We start from the raw sequence: 16529 nt of genomic DNA, 5'->3' as shown, positions 1-16529 counted from the left end.
TTGCATTACTTAACAATTACGTACGCATATATCTTTTATATTTTCTTCTTTCGCTATCCTATTAATCAGTTGATCTAGTTCATTTTTATCAGAATAGGTAGTTGTTACCACTTGATACCAATATGATGATCGGCCTTTTACGGTTTTACTAACGCGTTTTTTTAGCTCCGTTTCAATTCCCTTAGCTGCAAGCTTTTTTACAAATAGCTGAGCAGCTTTTTCAGTTCCAAATCCTATGAGCTGTGCATAATAATGTTGCGCATTGTTTTGATCGACATTATTAGCGTGATGCGTATTGTTGTTATGCGTTAACGGCAATGCGATTTCGTTAATAATTTTTTCTGTTGTCATATTTTCAGGCAATAAAGATAAAGCATTCCTGTTTTCATTTTCATTATGTAGGGTATCAAAATCATCTATTGCACAGTTTATATTTGCAGAAACATCCGAACGAAGCACGTGACCATATTGTTCAATAACACTTTTTTTACCTAGAAAATATCCCGTTATAAAAATAGAAAAAACGATGAATATCATTCCTGCAACAATAAAACTCAGTTGCCTATTAGTTATATAGAGACCTTGATTGTCTTTACAAAAACAATTTTTAACTTCAGAGAATGATTGCCCATGAGAATCTTTCCACTTATTCATGATTTCTATCCAATGAAAATCGTTGTAACAACTCGTTTATATATAAATCCATATCGACATTTGTCAAATTTACTGTCTCAATACAGTCAATATTAGAATTAGTATACTTTGTTTCTCTTTTTATTTCACGTTCTAATTTGCCCCAAAACGTACATTGGCGCTTTGCATATTGTCTTGTTTTTATATTTATTTGATTAATCAATAGAGAGTGCGATATTATTGATTTTTCATGAGATAAGTAATTAAAAATTTCATTATAACCGATCATATTTTTCTGTTGCAAAAAATTTTTCCATGGTGTATCAATTAATGCCTTTGCTTCATCAATCCAACCATGCTGTATCATTTCAACAACCCTGTTTTCTATACGACTTATCAAATCCTGACGATCTCTCGTTACAAATAAGAGAAAAAAATTCATTTCTGGCTTATATGTAGGCGCATATGATGAGGGTAGTTTTTTAGTTGCATGCCATATAGCTAATGCGCGATTAATGCGATAAATATCTGTTTTAGCTATACTTAATGCTCGATGGGGATCGATCATATAAAGCTCATCCCACATAGTAGTATTTTTTGAATAGAGATGTGATATGTCGCCACACTGGATTACTTCCTGCGGAGGAAAGAACAACGAATATAAATAGAAACTGCTACCTCCAACAATAATTGGTATCTTATTACGTTGAATTATATCACGCACTGTTTTATATAATAACATTCGATACTCTGACACCGTATAATTAACAGGTTGATCAATTATGTCAAAGAGATGATGAGGCGTTATACTATTTTTCCAATCTGGCTTTGCTGTTCCAATTGATACAGAAGTATAAAATTGTCCCATATCCATATTAATTATTTCAGCAGGAACATGTTCAGCAATTTTAAGAGCCATATCAGTTTTACCAGTACCAGTTGGTCCGTAAAGAATCAACATACATGGATTACTAATTATTTGTTTTTTCATAACAATAAGCATACATGAAAGTTTTTTTTTGTAACCCCCCATGCACGCTTATTGTTAAAAAACTCTATTTTTACGCAGCTCGCGCTTGATTTTTTTTATTTTGTGGTAGAACTAATTCTTTTAATTGTTGTGCTGCCTCAGCACTATCTATTTTTGTTACAATCGAAATTTCTTCAATAAGTAAGTTTTCTGTCTGTTGTAATAAATTTTTTTCACCAAAAGAAAGCTCTTTATTAATTTCGATATGCCTAAGATCTCTATAAATAGCACATAGCTCTAAAAGGTTTCCGCTACGCAATTTTCCTTGATATTCTTTATTACGTTTGTTCCAGTTAGTTACTACCGTATCAAATTGCTTTGACACTATTGGTTGTGCTAATAATTTAAAAATATCATGTATATATTCGGTAGAACTAAGAGGCCTAATTCCTACAGCTGTCGCATTATCTGTTGGAACAAGAATAGTCATATCCTTATTAAGAAAGCGTAATTCGAAAAACTGCAATGATCGACCAGCTATTTTTTTTTCAATAATACAGCTTATAACAGCTACTCCGTGACCTGGATAAACAACTTTTTCATTGTGAACAAACATAAACTATCCCTTCATAAAAAGGTAAGCTTTTCACAAGAAATATTATTTACACATATAATAATAGTAGCATAAATTTATTTAATATTTAAGCACAGCAATAAATCTATAGCAATATCATGAGCAATTATTTTTAGCGAGGAATTAAAGCTAATAAAAATGTTCAATAACAAAATGTTTTTCCTGTTTTTGTATTATTACTCAAGAAAACAAAATTAACAAACATAAGCCAATTTTGTTTTTATTTACCGAATATTTGCTTTAAAAATTCAATTGGATTAAAAAACAATATCTTTAAAAGTTATTATTTTTTTATATGCATTATTAAATAATAAGCTATAAATAAGAATATTGATAGAGAACACCATCATATAGCACACTATAGACAAATAAACCTTTAAACCTTCTCTACAATCTAAAAATGAATAGCCAATCGTTAAAAAGATATCATTTACTTATACATTAAAGCTGATTTTGCCTGAATTAAACAAAAAATAGCATTACAAAATTAAGCCCATGTTATATATTTACAACCCTAAAAAAATAAGAATCATTATCTTAAGCCAAAATAATGATTCTTATTTTTTACACTACTAATACATACGATTTAAAAAAGACTACAACCCTTACTTTTTTTACTTTCTTCTTCCATTTCCCTTAATTCTTTTTGATAGTTATTTTTATGTTTTTCTTCTTCTTCTTTTAAACTTTCTTTTGTTTTAAATCCGTTTTCTATCATTAACGAAATTCCACCTAATTCAGGAAAAGCAGATTTGTAACTTCTGTCTAAAATTGTTAGCTGCTTAGAACCAGGACAACGTGCAATATGATTTTTTATATCGAAAGGATCATTTTCAACCAAATATTTAAAAGCATCTTTATTTTTGGCATCATTGGCAGCAGAAAGCAATATAAAATATTGATTCGCTAACCTAGAAGACTTTGGTCTAACATCATGCTCATAGTTATAATCATTATCCCCCTGATCCTTCTCAATCAATAATGCATTATTTAATAATTGTTTTAATTGTTTTTCCTCAAAGCTCCCGTATAAAACCTGGACTAATTCAAAAATAACTGGATTGGTACCGTCGTTAACCAAAACAGATTTATTTTTATTTTCATCCAGAAAATAGTTAAGTGCTAAAGGATGATTAACAACAGTGAATAGTTTTTTCAAATTACCTACTTGCTCTAATCCCTTTTGAGCAAGAGTTTCCCATTTATCATAATTATTATAATGAACATTATTTCCCCAAGTATAACATTCCTTTTTATATGGATTAATTGATATGCATGATCCATGATAACCATGCACTTTTACTATAGGAACATAATTTTTTAAACAAAATTCTGGATTTTTATCTTGACAGAAAATTGCTAAATTGCGCTCACCAACAGTTTTAACAACCTCATGATTATCTTTATTTGTCATTGCAAAAGGTATCGGATCATTAAGAAAATTAACTATCGTTTCTTTGCGTTCATTTGGCAAATTATTAAGTGTAGCTAGCGCACCATCGTTATTTTCCATAGAAAACACATGCGATGACAGTGTCACAAGACACATAAGAATCTTTATTTTTAACACAAAACTATTCATGCAAGCACCTCGCAAACTGAAATTTTTAAAAAATATATATAAACTCTTTTAATATACTTAAAAAAAAGATACTTTGCAATTTAGTAATTATTAACAATTCAAAAGAACATCGAATTAAGAATTTTGCACGTTAAACAACTTACTCAAAAAACAGCAACCCACACCTTCCCCTTTAAGAGATTTTTATCTTAAAAGTTGAACCTCAGTGATTTTTAAAAAGAATTAAATTAATTTAATTTAAAAACTTAAAAGAGAGTTAACTTTTTAAATAATTTTTTTATTTTATTTTTAAAAAACGTATATTGGTACGATTAACTGATGATATTTAAATTGCGTGCGATTGGTACTTTTGGCACTGATTAATTTAATAATGTTGCAATTTTTCTGACAGAAATTTTTTTATTCTTCCATTTTGAGCAACAAACTTCGCAGGACGGCATCGATTATTCTTACTTTATCCCCTTATTTTCTTTCTACCTTTCTTTCTGTTTTTATTCTTTCCATTTTTTATTCTTTCCATGGTATCTTTGTTCTATAGTATAGGTAAGGTATGTATACGCTTTATTTTTTTATTCTTTATCCTATTATTTCTTTTATCTCTTTATCCTAATTCCTTTGTTACTTTGTTACTTTTATATCCCTATATCTCTTTATTCTATATTTCTTATCCTATATTTCTCTTTCTCCTTGATCCTATACCCCTTTCTCCTTGATCCTATATTCCTTATCCCTATTATCCCTATATTTCTTTTTCTCCTTAATTATATCTATATATCTTTGTCTCATTGTCTCCTAGTTTCCTTTATATCCCTAGTTTCCTTTATATCCCTAGTTTCCTTTATACCCCTAGTTTCCTTTATATCCCTATATCTCTTTGCCTCCTTTTAACGGAGTCTTCTGTCACCCCACCTTCGTAATCTTCTTCGTGGATTCGGTGGGGTGACAGAAGGACGGAGTTCTCGCTCCAATCGTTGTCTCGCCGCTGTTTACTCCTGGTTCTCTATCCTTTCTTACCAATAACGCGTTATCCGACATAATCGGATAAAATGGTAAAACATATCAATTTCAATTAAATTTACAAAAAACTCAAATACAAGTCTTAGCGTGTTACACTAATATTTTTTGAGTTTGCAATTGACAGACCATATTTTTTTGTTATTCTATAAAAAGAGCTGTAAACAGGTACTATTATATGACAATATGAGTGTAATCTTAGAGATTCTCCTAAAAAATGTCATAAATAAGTAGACCAAATGTAATATAAAAACACAATACAAAGGATCAGAATGGCAAAAATAATTGGTATCGATTTAGGTACAACTAACTCAGTTGTGGCATTTATGGAAGGCGGTCAGCCAAAAGTAATACCGAACAAAGAAGGCGCAAACACAACCCCTTCTATCGTTGCATATACAAAAGATGGAAGTCGACTTGTAGGTGTTTTAGCAAAACGCCAAGCGGTAACAAATCCAACCAATACACTCGCATCAGTAAAGCGATTTATTGGCGTTAAATATGATATAGCCGCAAAACAAGCTAAAAACATATCTTATAAAATTTCACGCGGCAGCAATGATGAAGTAGTTATTGAAGCTCAAGGTAAAAATTTTACACCACAAGAAATTTCCGCTGCAATATTAAGCTATTTAAAACAAACAGCAGAGGACTATCTTGGACAAAAAGTAACTGAAGCAGTTATAACTGTTCCAGCTTACTTTAACGACGCCCAACGTCAAGCAACAAAAGATGCTGGTAAAATCGCAGGACTTGAAGTTAAACGTATTATCAATGAACCAACAGCAGCTGCATTAGCATATGGTGCCGACAAAAAAGGTAATTCAACAATAGCAGTATTCGATTTTGGTGGCGGTACATTTGACGTTTCAATTTTAGAAATATGTAATGGTGTTATCGAAGTTAAATCAACAAACGGCGACACCATGCTTGGTGGTGATGATGTTGACCATAAACTAATCAATTTTTTAACTGAAGAATTCAAAAAAGAACAAGGTATTGATCTTAGCGCTGATAAGATGGCACTACAACGTCTTAAAGAAGCTGCAGAAAAAGCAAAAATCGAACTATCATCAATGTTAGAAACAGAAATTAACTTACCTTACCTAACAGCGGATGCTTCTGGACCTAAACATTTTAACATAAAAATATCACGCGCTAAACTTGAAGATCTTTGCGCGGATATCTTTGCTCGTTTAATTAAACCATGCACACAAGCATTATCTGATGCTAAATTAACAACCAAAGACATCAATGAAGTTATTCTTGTTGGTGGTTCAACACGTATCCCTAAAGTACAGCAAATTGTTAAAGAAACATTTAACAGAGAGCCAAATAAATCAGTTAACCCTGATGAAGTTGTAGCTCTTGGTGCAGCATTACAAGGTGGTATTCTAGCTGGTGACGTAACTGATGTTTTACTTCTTGATGTAACACCTCTTTCTCTTGGTATTGAAACATTGGGCGGAATTGCAACTAAATTAATAACAAGAAACACAACAATCCCTACCCGTAAATCTCAGGTTTTTTCAACAGCAGAAGACGGACAAACAGCAGTAGATATCCGTGTAGTACAAGGTGAACGTGAATTTGCAAAAGACAACAAAGTACTTGGCCAATTTATGCTCGAAGGTATTCCAGCAGCTCCACGTGGTACACCTCAAATCGAAGTAACGTTTGACATTGATGCTAATGGTATCGTGAGTGTTTCTGCTAAAGATAAAGCAACCGGTAAAGAACAAAAAATATCCATTACCAACAGCAGTGGATTATCTAAAGAAGAAATTGAACGCATGGTACAAGATGCTCAGCTTCACGAAGATGAAGATAAAAAAGCACGTGAAGCAATTGAAAAGCGTAATCAGCTTGACAACACGATTTTAGGCGTTGAAAAAACTATCAGAGAAAACAAAGAAAAACTTTCTCAAGAAGAAGTAACTGCAACAGAACAAGCTATTGAAAAAGCAAAAGCAGCCCTTGTCGAACATGCAGATCATCCTGCTGGACTTCAAAGAGCTCATGATGAATTAACACAAGCTTCATACAAAATTGCTGAAACTCTTTATAAACAACAACCAACAGGTGACGCTTCTGCTGCAAAAGAAAATGCTCCACAACAAGACGAACCAATAGACGCTGAAATTCAAGAATAATAAAATACTACATTCCCTTGGCTTATAAAAAAGGCCAAGGGACCACCAAATACAACCCAATTAATCCAAACACAAACAAGCCAAAAACGCTACCTATTAGCCCTATAAAATATCTATTTATATATATATTCTCTATGAATAATATACATAAACCTTTATAAAAAATATCTACCATACCTTTAAGCTTATAATTCAATTTAACTAATCGAAGATTTTTACCATCATTATTGTCAATTGATTCATCTAATAATATTAAAAAAAATTGTTTATAATCTCTTTTAATATTACTTTTATAAAAACTTATCATCCCTGCAGAAGGCAATGTTTTATATTTTTTAGGAATTGTACAAAGATAACGATATCCAGTGGCGTAAATTTCGACAAATTGATCTGTATACGATTCACTCTCCCTATTCTTTTCTTTATATTGATTAAAAAAAATTATCCCATCATACAAATTATGAGAAAATTTTCCTATATTATTTGCATAAGTAAAAAATCGACCCCCTACTCTATTCTCAGTATCTATACTAAAATTTATTATATGATAAAGCTTACAATCATTTTTTTCACTTCTTTTTTCAAGGTAAACAAAAATAGTATCTCCACTTTTTATTTTATTTAATTCCGATAAATCAATTGCTCCAAATGGTCTTTCTGTTGCTTCATCGATCATAATTCTTGGAAAAGCTCCCCCTCCACTTATTACAACAGACTGTATTTTTTCTTGTTGCAAATCAATAGGATATTTCAAAGTATTATTAATAGCATAAAAAGGTAAAGTTATAGATGTATATGGCAATGGAAGCTTTGGCTTAATATAAGCATTATGCCCAGTAGCATAATTAAGGGGACCTTTCCATGGTATATATTCAAATATATATATTACAGGATCCCATAATATTTCCATAGATAATTCCTTATTTAAATAATTATCTATATCCTTTAAATACCATTTACTAATCGATTTTAACCTATAGATTTCTTGTAATCCGTTATATTGACCCGTCTTCTTTCTTATCTCATCATAAATTAACTTTCTTATGTCAAAATTAAGTTCTGAAAAAGAACTATCTTTTAACTCTGCTAAATAACAATTATTACTACCTATCAATACAAACAAAACAAAAATATAACGCAAAAAAAATCTTTTCATCAAACACACCACACATTATTGATATAGTAAAAACAACAAAAAACGCCACCCATAAACGCAATCATATAAATGATTCTATTGATAAATTTATTAAACTTTTTCTTATCATCTTTATGAATTTCTTCACAATTTACTTCATTATCTGACTTTTCCTTGTCATCTTTATGAATTTCTTCACAATTTACTTCATTATTATTGGACTTATTCTTATAATCTTCATAAATTTTTTTACAGTTTACTTCATTATAAAAAACAGCTTCTGCGTCGTATGAGTTATGTACTATACAAGTAGTAGAGGGTCTCGTATCATAAAGCCATGCAAAAACAGTATACATTTGACCATTAACGCCGTCTTTAACATAAAAGCATTGTTGCGTATACTTATCCTTACCACAATCTACAAAAGAATTTTGCACTACTGCAATTCTATCTAACGGCATATTGGGATAATTTCTAACAGAACCTATAGGATTACAATAAGCACCAAACTTATTCCTTACCTTATTATCAAATACTGTCCCGCATTTTTTACTGCAATAAAATTCTCTTATAAAACAAAGAGATGTAGCAGAACCAACTGTACAATAAAAAAATATATTATCTCCTTCTGGAATATTTTTCAATTCTTCAACTCGTAATGCAGCAAAAGGCATTTTTGTATTTTCATCAATCAAAATCCTAGAAAATGCACCCTGGCCACCAATCATAACAAGTAATGGATCATTCATATTAACTGTATTAACGCTATTTTGTTGAACTATTTTATCTATTCCACTAATTGTACCATACGCTAAACATAGTTGTTCATAGTCAACAGCACGCAAACAATCATGTTCCACCAAATCAAAATCATTAAATTTTAAAAAGAAAAATTCATAATTAGCCCACAAAATATCGAGAGTCTTTTTAGTTGATAAATATCTTTGTACATCTACTTTAAAATCTTTACTAACCAATTGCAATTTTATAATATGGGAAATATCTTCTCCCCGAAAATCCGATTTTGTAATAAAATTTTTTTTCTTTTTTATAACGTTATCTTCAGATTGATTAATCAGGCAATCATAAATATTTCCTTTTATATCAGACAGCATAGAAAAAAAACTAATTTCAGAACAACATACATCAACAAAAAACAACAATAAAAAAAATGCTTTGAAAAAAAACATAAAAAATACACACCTAAAAATCATAATTGTATAACAATATAAATAGCATTAGTATATATATAACCAAATATAAAAACCATTTGAAACATACTATAATTTATTTTATATATGAGACCGGTCACCTACTATAAACTCTTTTCTTATTACTCACCAATGTATTACAATTTCTAAAAAAACAGAATAATAATAAAGAAAAAACACTATGCAAAAAAAAAATAAACAATATATTCCTTATACCTTTTGCATTTTAACTATCATGGTAACGATCAATTCTTCTATTTACTACGCAAAAAATAAAACCAAAAATAGATCATTTTCTTTAAGACAATTAATAACCGATAAATTGGGTATTACTTCAATTCAAATTAAAAAAATTATAACACCATATTCAGTAGAAGAATTACAAAACATTGTACGCAAAACTCATGAACCGATTTCTATTGCTGGTGAATGCTATAGTCAAGGTGGACAAGTTGCATACCCAGATGGCATTATCATTAACATGAAACAATTAAACAAAATAATAGAATTTAATTATGAACAAAAAACTATTACGATACAAGCAGGAGCAACGTGGTATGATATACAAAAATATATAGATCCTTATAATCTATCAATTGCCGCAATGCAATCTTATAATAATTTTAGCATAGGTGGATCGCTCAGCGTTAATGTTCATGGTCGCGACACAACCTATTGCCAGTTAATTAATACCGTACAATCAATACAAATTATAACTGCTGATGGATCTCTTGTTGTTGCAGACAGGACAAATAATAAAGACTTATTTTGCGCGGCTATTGGAGGCTATGGATTACTAGGTATTATTACACAAGCAACATTAAAACTAACAGATAATATACCCTTAGAACGCCAAGCAAAAATATGTCATTTAAAAAAACATACCAAAGCATTTCAAAGTAACATTGCACCAGATGAATCGATTGTTTTTTACAATGCCGATATATTTCCCAAGAGATATAACAAATGTCTTATTACAACATGGCACGCAACAAACAAAACTGTAACCGATCAAATACGCCTTCGCCCCCAAAATACTCCATTCTATCTCATAGACAAAACCTTAGAACTTTTTATTAAACGAATTCCATTTGCAAAATTACTTCGCCCACTATTTGAAGAATTAAAAATAAAAAAACCATTAATTGTATGGCGAAATAATGAAATGAGTTATTCGCTTAACCAACTGGCTCTAAATTATCATTTACCAACTACTATGACTCTTCAAGAATATTTTGTACCTATAGAACACGCTGATGCATTCACACAAAAATTATGCTCAATTATCAAAAAAAATTGGGTAAATGTGCTCAATATATCTATTCGATACGTTAAACCTGATCAAACATCAATTATGTCCTATGCCCAAAAGGAATCCTTTTCCTTTGTACTGTATCTCAATATGATCAATACACAAAAATATATTAATCGATCTTGTATATGGACACAAAAAATAATTGACGCCGCGCTTGGTTATAATGGCTCATATTATTTACCTTACATTATGTGTGCAACCCCAAAACAATTTAACCAAGCGTATCCACAATTTAAAAAACTTCTAGAAATAAAAAAAATCTATGATCCTACTAATAAATTTCGCAATATGTTATGGAAAAAGTATGCTCAATTTTCTTAAAAAGAGGACAATAATGAAAAACTTTCGATTTTATATAACAATAATTATTGCATATTCTTGTTGTACGCTTACATCACCAACACATAGCATGGACACCATTATCCATACAATAGATGATATTATGCATGAAAATCTACATACGCTACATCAAGAACTTGAAACACTTGCAGAAACATTAACACCAAAACTTGTAAAACACATAAGCAATCACGAAGAATCTACAATAACAAATAATCCGCACAGATTAAAAGAAACTAACATATTACATAGCACAAGCATTAGCCATGAAGAACAGCAATACCTTAAAGAGCGATTACCAATAGTCAAAGCAGCTCTTGAAAAAATGCTCCAAAGACCACTAAAAAATGAGCACGTTCCAAAAATTGCTTTTATCACTAGCGGTGGTGGATACCGCGCAATGCTGTGTACAACAGGGTCATTATGCGCTGCACAAGAACTAGGTCTTCTTGACGCTATTACCTATATAACAGCACTGTCTGGCTCCACATGGGCTGTTGCACCATGGATAAGCACTAAAAAGCCAATTCTAGAATTTAAAGATTACTTACAAAAATGTGCCGCTAAATCATTTTTTGATCTTACCAAAGAAGAAAAATTACTCATAGCTCATATAATTGCAGTAAAAAAAATATACGAACAACCTCGCACCTTAGTAGATCCCTATGGAGATTTACTTGCCAATAGACTCCTTGAAGCATTAGGAGACTTACGACAAAATACGTATTTATCAGATCAAGCTACAATAATCGAAAACGGTTCATATCCTTATCCAATATATACAGTAACGGATGGCAGAGAACATCAAACCGATCCAACATGGTATGAATTTACCCCCCACACAGTTCGGAATTTTACTCATAATATACATATACCAACATGGGCATTTGGAAGAACATTCAAAAAAGGACAATCAACTAATGATGCTCCAGAAAAACCACTTGGCTACATATTAGGAACTTGCGGATCAGCTTTTGCTGCAAACATAGAAACAATAGTAAAGTCAGTCATAAAAAATAAACCTCTGCAAGAAGACATAAAAACAATTACTCATCCAATAGCAACTCACAGACCACTACATTTTTGTGCAAAAGTATCAAATTATATGTATAAAATGGAAAATCTCGACAACACAGGATTATCAAAGAAAAAACATCTTAAATTAGTCGATGCCGGACTGACATGTAATTTACCCTATTTACCAGTCAGTGGCATATGTAAAGAACGAGCTCCAGAAATATTATTCTTTTTAGATGCATCAGCAGGACACATAGGAGGAGAGTTGCATAAAGTTGCTATGGACGCAAAAAAACACAACCTTCATTTCCCTGAAATTGATTTAACTGACATAGATAAAAAAACAATAAGTATTTTTAAAGATGAAAAGAATACAAACGCTCCCGTTGTTATTTATATGCCACGTATCAGCGATAAAGAATTATGGGAAAAAAATAAAACTAACTCAGAATTTAAAAATTATCAACTCTCCGGATTTGATCTTAATCATGAAACTGATCATGGATTTTGTGCAACTAAGCATTTTCACTATACGCCAGAACATTCCTCACAAGTAATGGACCAAACAATGTTTAATATGATAACAAGTAAACAAGCTATCATAGATACACTCAATTGGGTAATAGATAGAAAATAAAAATTAGCACAAACAAATTTATTATTAATAAACCCCCGAATATATATTCGGGGGTTTATTAATAATAAATTCCATATCTATCAAATATGCGCAATCACTAATATTTCACTAAAGATTAACTCTATTAATCCATTTTCTTTTTGTGGAACTTCTTTCAGATATTCAGTCACAATATCATTAAAAAATTCTTGCTGTAGCGCTTGTGGAATTCTATCTTTTTGTGCTGGAATAGCACTCATTAAACCGATAAATTCTTCTTTTGTAACTAAAATAGAAGGCCTTTCAATTATCTTCACCGTACTATTGCTAAATCCTGCATCTCGTAATAACTCTATTAATGCAACTTCATTACATGGATAATAAGGCACTTCATAATCTACAAAAAACTTACACCACTTTTCATGAGTGAACATTTTGTACCGAGCTCGTAATTCAGCATCATTCTCATTTGAAACAATAGCAACAAATCTTCCTCCACCAGGCTTCAATAATGTAGCAATATTTTTTAATGCTCGCGATTGATTTTTTATCCATGATAAAGATAAAAATGCTAACGCAATATCATATTTTCCAAGTAATTTAAATTCATTAAGCAAGCTATCGAAAGAGGTACCCTCTGATATATCTTTCACCGAAAAAGATAGATTAGTTCGTTGATGATTATCACAAGCATAGCGAATCATTTCTAATGAAACATCAATACCCTCTACAAATCCACCATCCAAAAGTTTACCAGCAATTTTTTCTGTTATTCTGCCATCTCTGCATCCAATATCAAGCACCAATTCGTTTCCGGCAAAGAAAATCTCTGATAAAACACTCATTGCCAATTCATACTGAAATGAAGAATTTTCTTGATATCTCTGAGCATCCCATTCATGACTTATTTCTATACCACGAACACCAGACACTGCTACAAAAAAAATCATGAATACAAAGTATCTATTCATCAAAACCTCTTTTATTTATAGACTCAATAAATAATTTCTTCAATCCTTATAACCACTCACAATCATATACGTAAAATACAATTCCACCGAGCCATCTTCCCTCAATGGATAATAACGCAAATACACATCAATAATATCTTTAATAAATACTTCATGCAACCCTGTAGGAATATCATGTAGTTGTTCTGGAGAAGAAACTATCCACTGCCTAAATTTTTCTTCTGTCTCAAATATAAATGGATCTCTAATTATGGTACATGTAGCATTCGTACCTAGGCCAGACATCACAAGAAATTGCTTCATTTTTTTACTACCATAAAGCATTGCTACCGTATCATTTTTACAATACTTTTTCCAAATATCTCTCATAAGCACTTCATAATGAACTTTTAAATAAGGCGATGTATAATGTGGAATTAATGCGCAAAATTGACCTTTACTACAGAGAAACTTAGCACTAATCTCAAATGTCTTTAATGGTTGTTTAACTATATCCCAACAAAAAAAAGATGTTACTTTATTCCAATCCAACGCTGCTCCATGAAAAGAATAAAATCTATCTATATCTATACAACATATGTTCTCATCCGCAACTTGCGCTTTAATTATTTCCCTACAATAACCACCAATATTTAAAATTTTATTATTTTTATCAAATAATAGTTGTTGTAACACATTCACAGCTAATGCATTTCGAACAGGCGTTATATTCTTTTCCATTCCGTAAATACCATAATATGAGATAAACCAAACAAACAATACAAATTGTATGTGATATTTATTCATAAAATAACATCCTTTTTAAACGAAAACTTTTGCACCAACTGTTATTGTTTTTCCATTAAATTTAGTAACTATATAACCTTTAAATTTTTCATTATTTGTATATCCTTCATCAACCAACACTGAAAGCGCAATCTTTTCTCCAAGCTTCATTCCTTCAAAACAATCAGAACGATAATGAACACCTGCAAAATCTCTACCCATGCCAATATTTGATGCAAGTTTATTTAACTCATCACCAACATATAGTGCCTCTTCATACGGATCAAATCCCGTATTCGTCACATTTGGTTGTACAGGATTTGGAATAACAAAGTTTTCATTAAAAAAAGCTTTCAAAATCGTCGCGCATGCACCTGCAATAGCAGCATGTCCAGCTGGATATGATGGATGATTCGGACTACCTTCTGGATACATTTGTGGCAATAAATAAGTGCCATATAACCCAAATATAATCGGCAAAACTGGTGAATTAATAAGAGCATTGGATATCTCAGAATCCCTACCATCAATTAGTTGACGTTGCACTAAAAAACCAAATGATTCTGGACGTAAACGTAAATGTACCAACCATTTTTGATACCATGTCGCCTTGAGAGCAGCAGCCGCTGCAATATTAATTAATTCAATCACTTTAGCCTGACCATACGTTACAAATCCATCTTGAGTCATGTTTGCTTTATAAGGATTATTTTCATCAAGCGCTGCGGTGCCATAACTAAGCAAAATAAGTGCTGCGTTAATCCAAGCTTCTGTTGAATAATCTTTATGTACATAGGTACCTAAATCACGACCGGTAAAAATATAATTTGGCGATGCTTGAAAATCATTAATTTTGCCTGTCACACCTCCATTCTGAACTAAAAGAAAATCTGAAACCGCTGTTAAAAAATTATGCAATGTCCCGGATAAATAGGGATAATAAAGCTGTTCTACTTTTTTTCCATGATCAGGAATTGCTTGATACAAAAATTGTGAAATATACGGGCCAACAAGATCACCTGCAGTGGCACCACGCCATAATGTTTGCGATGTCACTGCACCATTTATTCGAGGTCCTTGAAAATGCGATAATGCATTTAGATTAGCAATTGCAGCAACTGCTGTTAAATCAGTAGCATATTGATTAAAAGGAATATCACGCAGTAGTACTCCCCAATACAATTCGACCATTTCAGATGCTGCTTGCGCAGACGTAAGTTTAGGAGCTTTTTTTATAGTATAAGCAGCAGCATCTGCACCTTCAAGCGCATACGCATATGCAGCTTGCGGATCTTGCAAATGACGAACACCTCCCAAAACAATAGTATCAAAATTATTTGATTTAGCTGATTTAAGAGCCTTTATCATACTTTCAAAAGAATGATTATTTACCATTCCATTCGGTTGATGAAAAAGTGCTTTTGAATAAGACCCTCGTTTATCTTTATATCGCTGCAAATCACCATTTGTATTTTGATTAACTATTTTTGTCGCATGTTTTTGTCTAACGGCAGTAGCAATACGTAATTTTTTTGCATGATTTTTACGTTTAAAAAGATCTGATTTATTCCAAAAACCATGCTGATTAGCACCAAGATATACGTTCGGCAAAACAAGTGTCATAAAAAATATTATTGGTAAAAATTTCATAATGCAACTCCCTTAACTTTCTCTATATAAAAAAAAGCCCAGATAAAAGGACTAGGCTTTTTTATACAACAACTATGTACTTTATACGCAAAAACGCATAAATTTACTGTTTACTGACAAGTACAAGGACATGAACCACATCCAGGACAACACATACATGAAACTTTAATCAGCATGGCTAAACTTATTACACCAGACAAACCAACAATCCATACAAGAGGCACAACAGCTCCTGGCATTGTAATCATTAACCAATCAAAAACGTCATATCCATACAAACCAGTCAGCATATTAATTGATGCAAGTCCTGTGATTGCCCATGTTGCCATACCCAGCATTTTCATCATTGGTGAATGTTGCATAATGAAAGCACTCCTTAGTAATGTAAACTATATATAAACTTATTTTACATTATTAACATGCTGTATTTTATTGTGCAATAAAAAAATATACGCCATTAAAAAAATTGCTTTAAAAGCCTTTTTAACGCACACTAAACAATACAATAAACTTAATCTATTTTT

The 16529-nt window shown here is 31.4% G+C and carries 13 protein-coding genes; 3 read left to right on the top strand and 10 right to left on the bottom strand.

What is annotated here, in order from left to right; translation table 11 throughout:
- Positions 1-9 precede the first annotated feature (9 nt).
- The 4 genes from VLB80_01295 to VLB80_01280 all read right to left on the bottom strand — a co-directional run bounded on the left by VLB80_01295 (position 10) and on the right by VLB80_01280 (position 3819).
- Positions 10-654 carry an SPOR domain-containing protein gene (locus tag VLB80_01295; GenBank protein ID HSC24836.1) on the bottom strand — a complete coding sequence of 215 codons (645 nt, stop codon included), beginning with the start codon at positions 652-654 and terminating at the stop codon, positions 10-12.
- Complete coding sequence (miaA, locus tag VLB80_01290) at positions 647-1666, bottom strand: tRNA (adenosine(37)-N6)-dimethylallyltransferase MiaA (protein HSC24835.1); 1020 nt, start codon at positions 1664-1666, stop codon at positions 647-649. Before miaA ends, VLB80_01295 begins: the two co-directional genes overlap by 8 nt.
- Positions 1667-1694: 28 nt before the next feature.
- Positions 1695-2219 carry a CarD family transcriptional regulator gene (locus VLB80_01285; protein HSC24834.1) on the bottom strand — a complete coding sequence of 175 codons (525 nt, stop codon included), beginning with the start codon at positions 2217-2219 and terminating at the stop codon, positions 1695-1697.
- Between the two features lie 604 nt (positions 2220-2823).
- Positions 2824-3819 carry a hypothetical protein gene (locus tag VLB80_01280; GenBank protein ID HSC24833.1) on the bottom strand — a complete coding sequence of 332 codons (996 nt, stop codon included), beginning with the start codon at positions 3817-3819 and terminating at the stop codon, positions 2824-2826.
- A gap of 1286 nt (positions 3820-5105) precedes the next feature.
- On the opposite strand from VLB80_01280, the gene dnaK reads away from it, so the two are divergent.
- The gene (gene dnaK / locus VLB80_01275) at positions 5106-6986 is read left to right on the top strand and encodes a molecular chaperone DnaK (protein ID HSC24832.1); all 1881 of its coding nucleotides are present in this window, start codon (positions 5106-5108) and stop codon (positions 6984-6986) included.
- A 22-nt stretch (positions 6987-7008) separates the two neighbouring features.
- Here dnaK and VLB80_01270 read toward each other — a convergent pair whose 3' ends face one another.
- Together VLB80_01270 and VLB80_01265 are read right to left on the bottom strand one after the other, a co-directional pair.
- On the bottom strand, positions 7009-8142 hold the full coding sequence (locus VLB80_01270) for a hypothetical protein (GenBank protein HSC24831.1): 1134 nt from the start codon (positions 8140-8142) through the stop codon (positions 7009-7011).
- Positions 8142-9311: a hypothetical protein gene (locus tag VLB80_01265; GenBank protein ID HSC24830.1), complete on the bottom strand. Its 1170-nt coding sequence runs from the start codon at positions 9309-9311 to the stop codon at positions 8142-8144. Before VLB80_01265 ends, VLB80_01270 begins: the two co-directional genes overlap by 1 nt.
- 202 nt (positions 9312-9513) lie before the next feature.
- On the opposite strand from VLB80_01265, the gene VLB80_01260 reads away from it, so the two are divergent.
- Together VLB80_01260 and VLB80_01255 are read left to right on the top strand one after the other, a co-directional pair.
- A complete protein-coding gene (locus VLB80_01260) occupies positions 9514-10968 on the top strand; it encodes an FAD-binding oxidoreductase (GenBank protein HSC24829.1) in 1455 nt (484 codons plus the stop codon).
- Positions 10969-10981: 13 nt separating this feature from the next.
- Positions 10982-12640, top strand: a complete 1659-nt coding sequence (locus tag VLB80_01255; GenBank protein HSC24828.1) for a hypothetical protein — start codon at positions 10982-10984, stop codon at positions 12638-12640.
- 80 nt (positions 12641-12720) lie between these two features.
- Here the strand turns inward: VLB80_01255 and VLB80_01250 are convergent, their stop codons facing one another.
- The 4 genes from VLB80_01250 to VLB80_01235 form a co-directional block, all read right to left on the bottom strand.
- The gene (locus VLB80_01250; GenBank protein ID HSC24827.1) at positions 12721-13590 is read right to left on the bottom strand and encodes a methyltransferase; all 870 of its coding nucleotides are present in this window, start codon (positions 13588-13590) and stop codon (positions 12721-12723) included.
- A 39-nt stretch (positions 13591-13629) separates the two neighbouring features.
- Positions 13630-14376 carry a hypothetical protein gene (locus tag VLB80_01245; protein HSC24826.1) on the bottom strand — a complete coding sequence of 249 codons (747 nt, stop codon included), beginning with the start codon at positions 14374-14376 and terminating at the stop codon, positions 13630-13632.
- Between the two features lie 15 nt (positions 14377-14391).
- Entirely contained in the window at positions 14392-16005 is a 1614-nt protein-coding gene (locus VLB80_01240) for a vanadium-dependent haloperoxidase (GenBank protein HSC24825.1), read from the bottom strand.
- 110 nt (positions 16006-16115) lie between these two features.
- Positions 16116-16367 carry a hypothetical protein gene (locus VLB80_01235; protein ID HSC24824.1) on the bottom strand — a complete coding sequence of 84 codons (252 nt, stop codon included), beginning with the start codon at positions 16365-16367 and terminating at the stop codon, positions 16116-16118.
- Positions 16368-16529 lie beyond the last annotated feature (162 nt).

It is taken from the genome of Candidatus Babeliales bacterium (assembly GCA_035455925.1).
In the GTDB taxonomy this organism is placed as follows: Bacteria; Babelota; Babeliae; order Babelales; family Vermiphilaceae; genus SOIL31.
The sequence above is the reverse complement of the archived record's forward strand: the minus strand, read 5'-3'. Positions and strand labels throughout refer to the sequence as shown.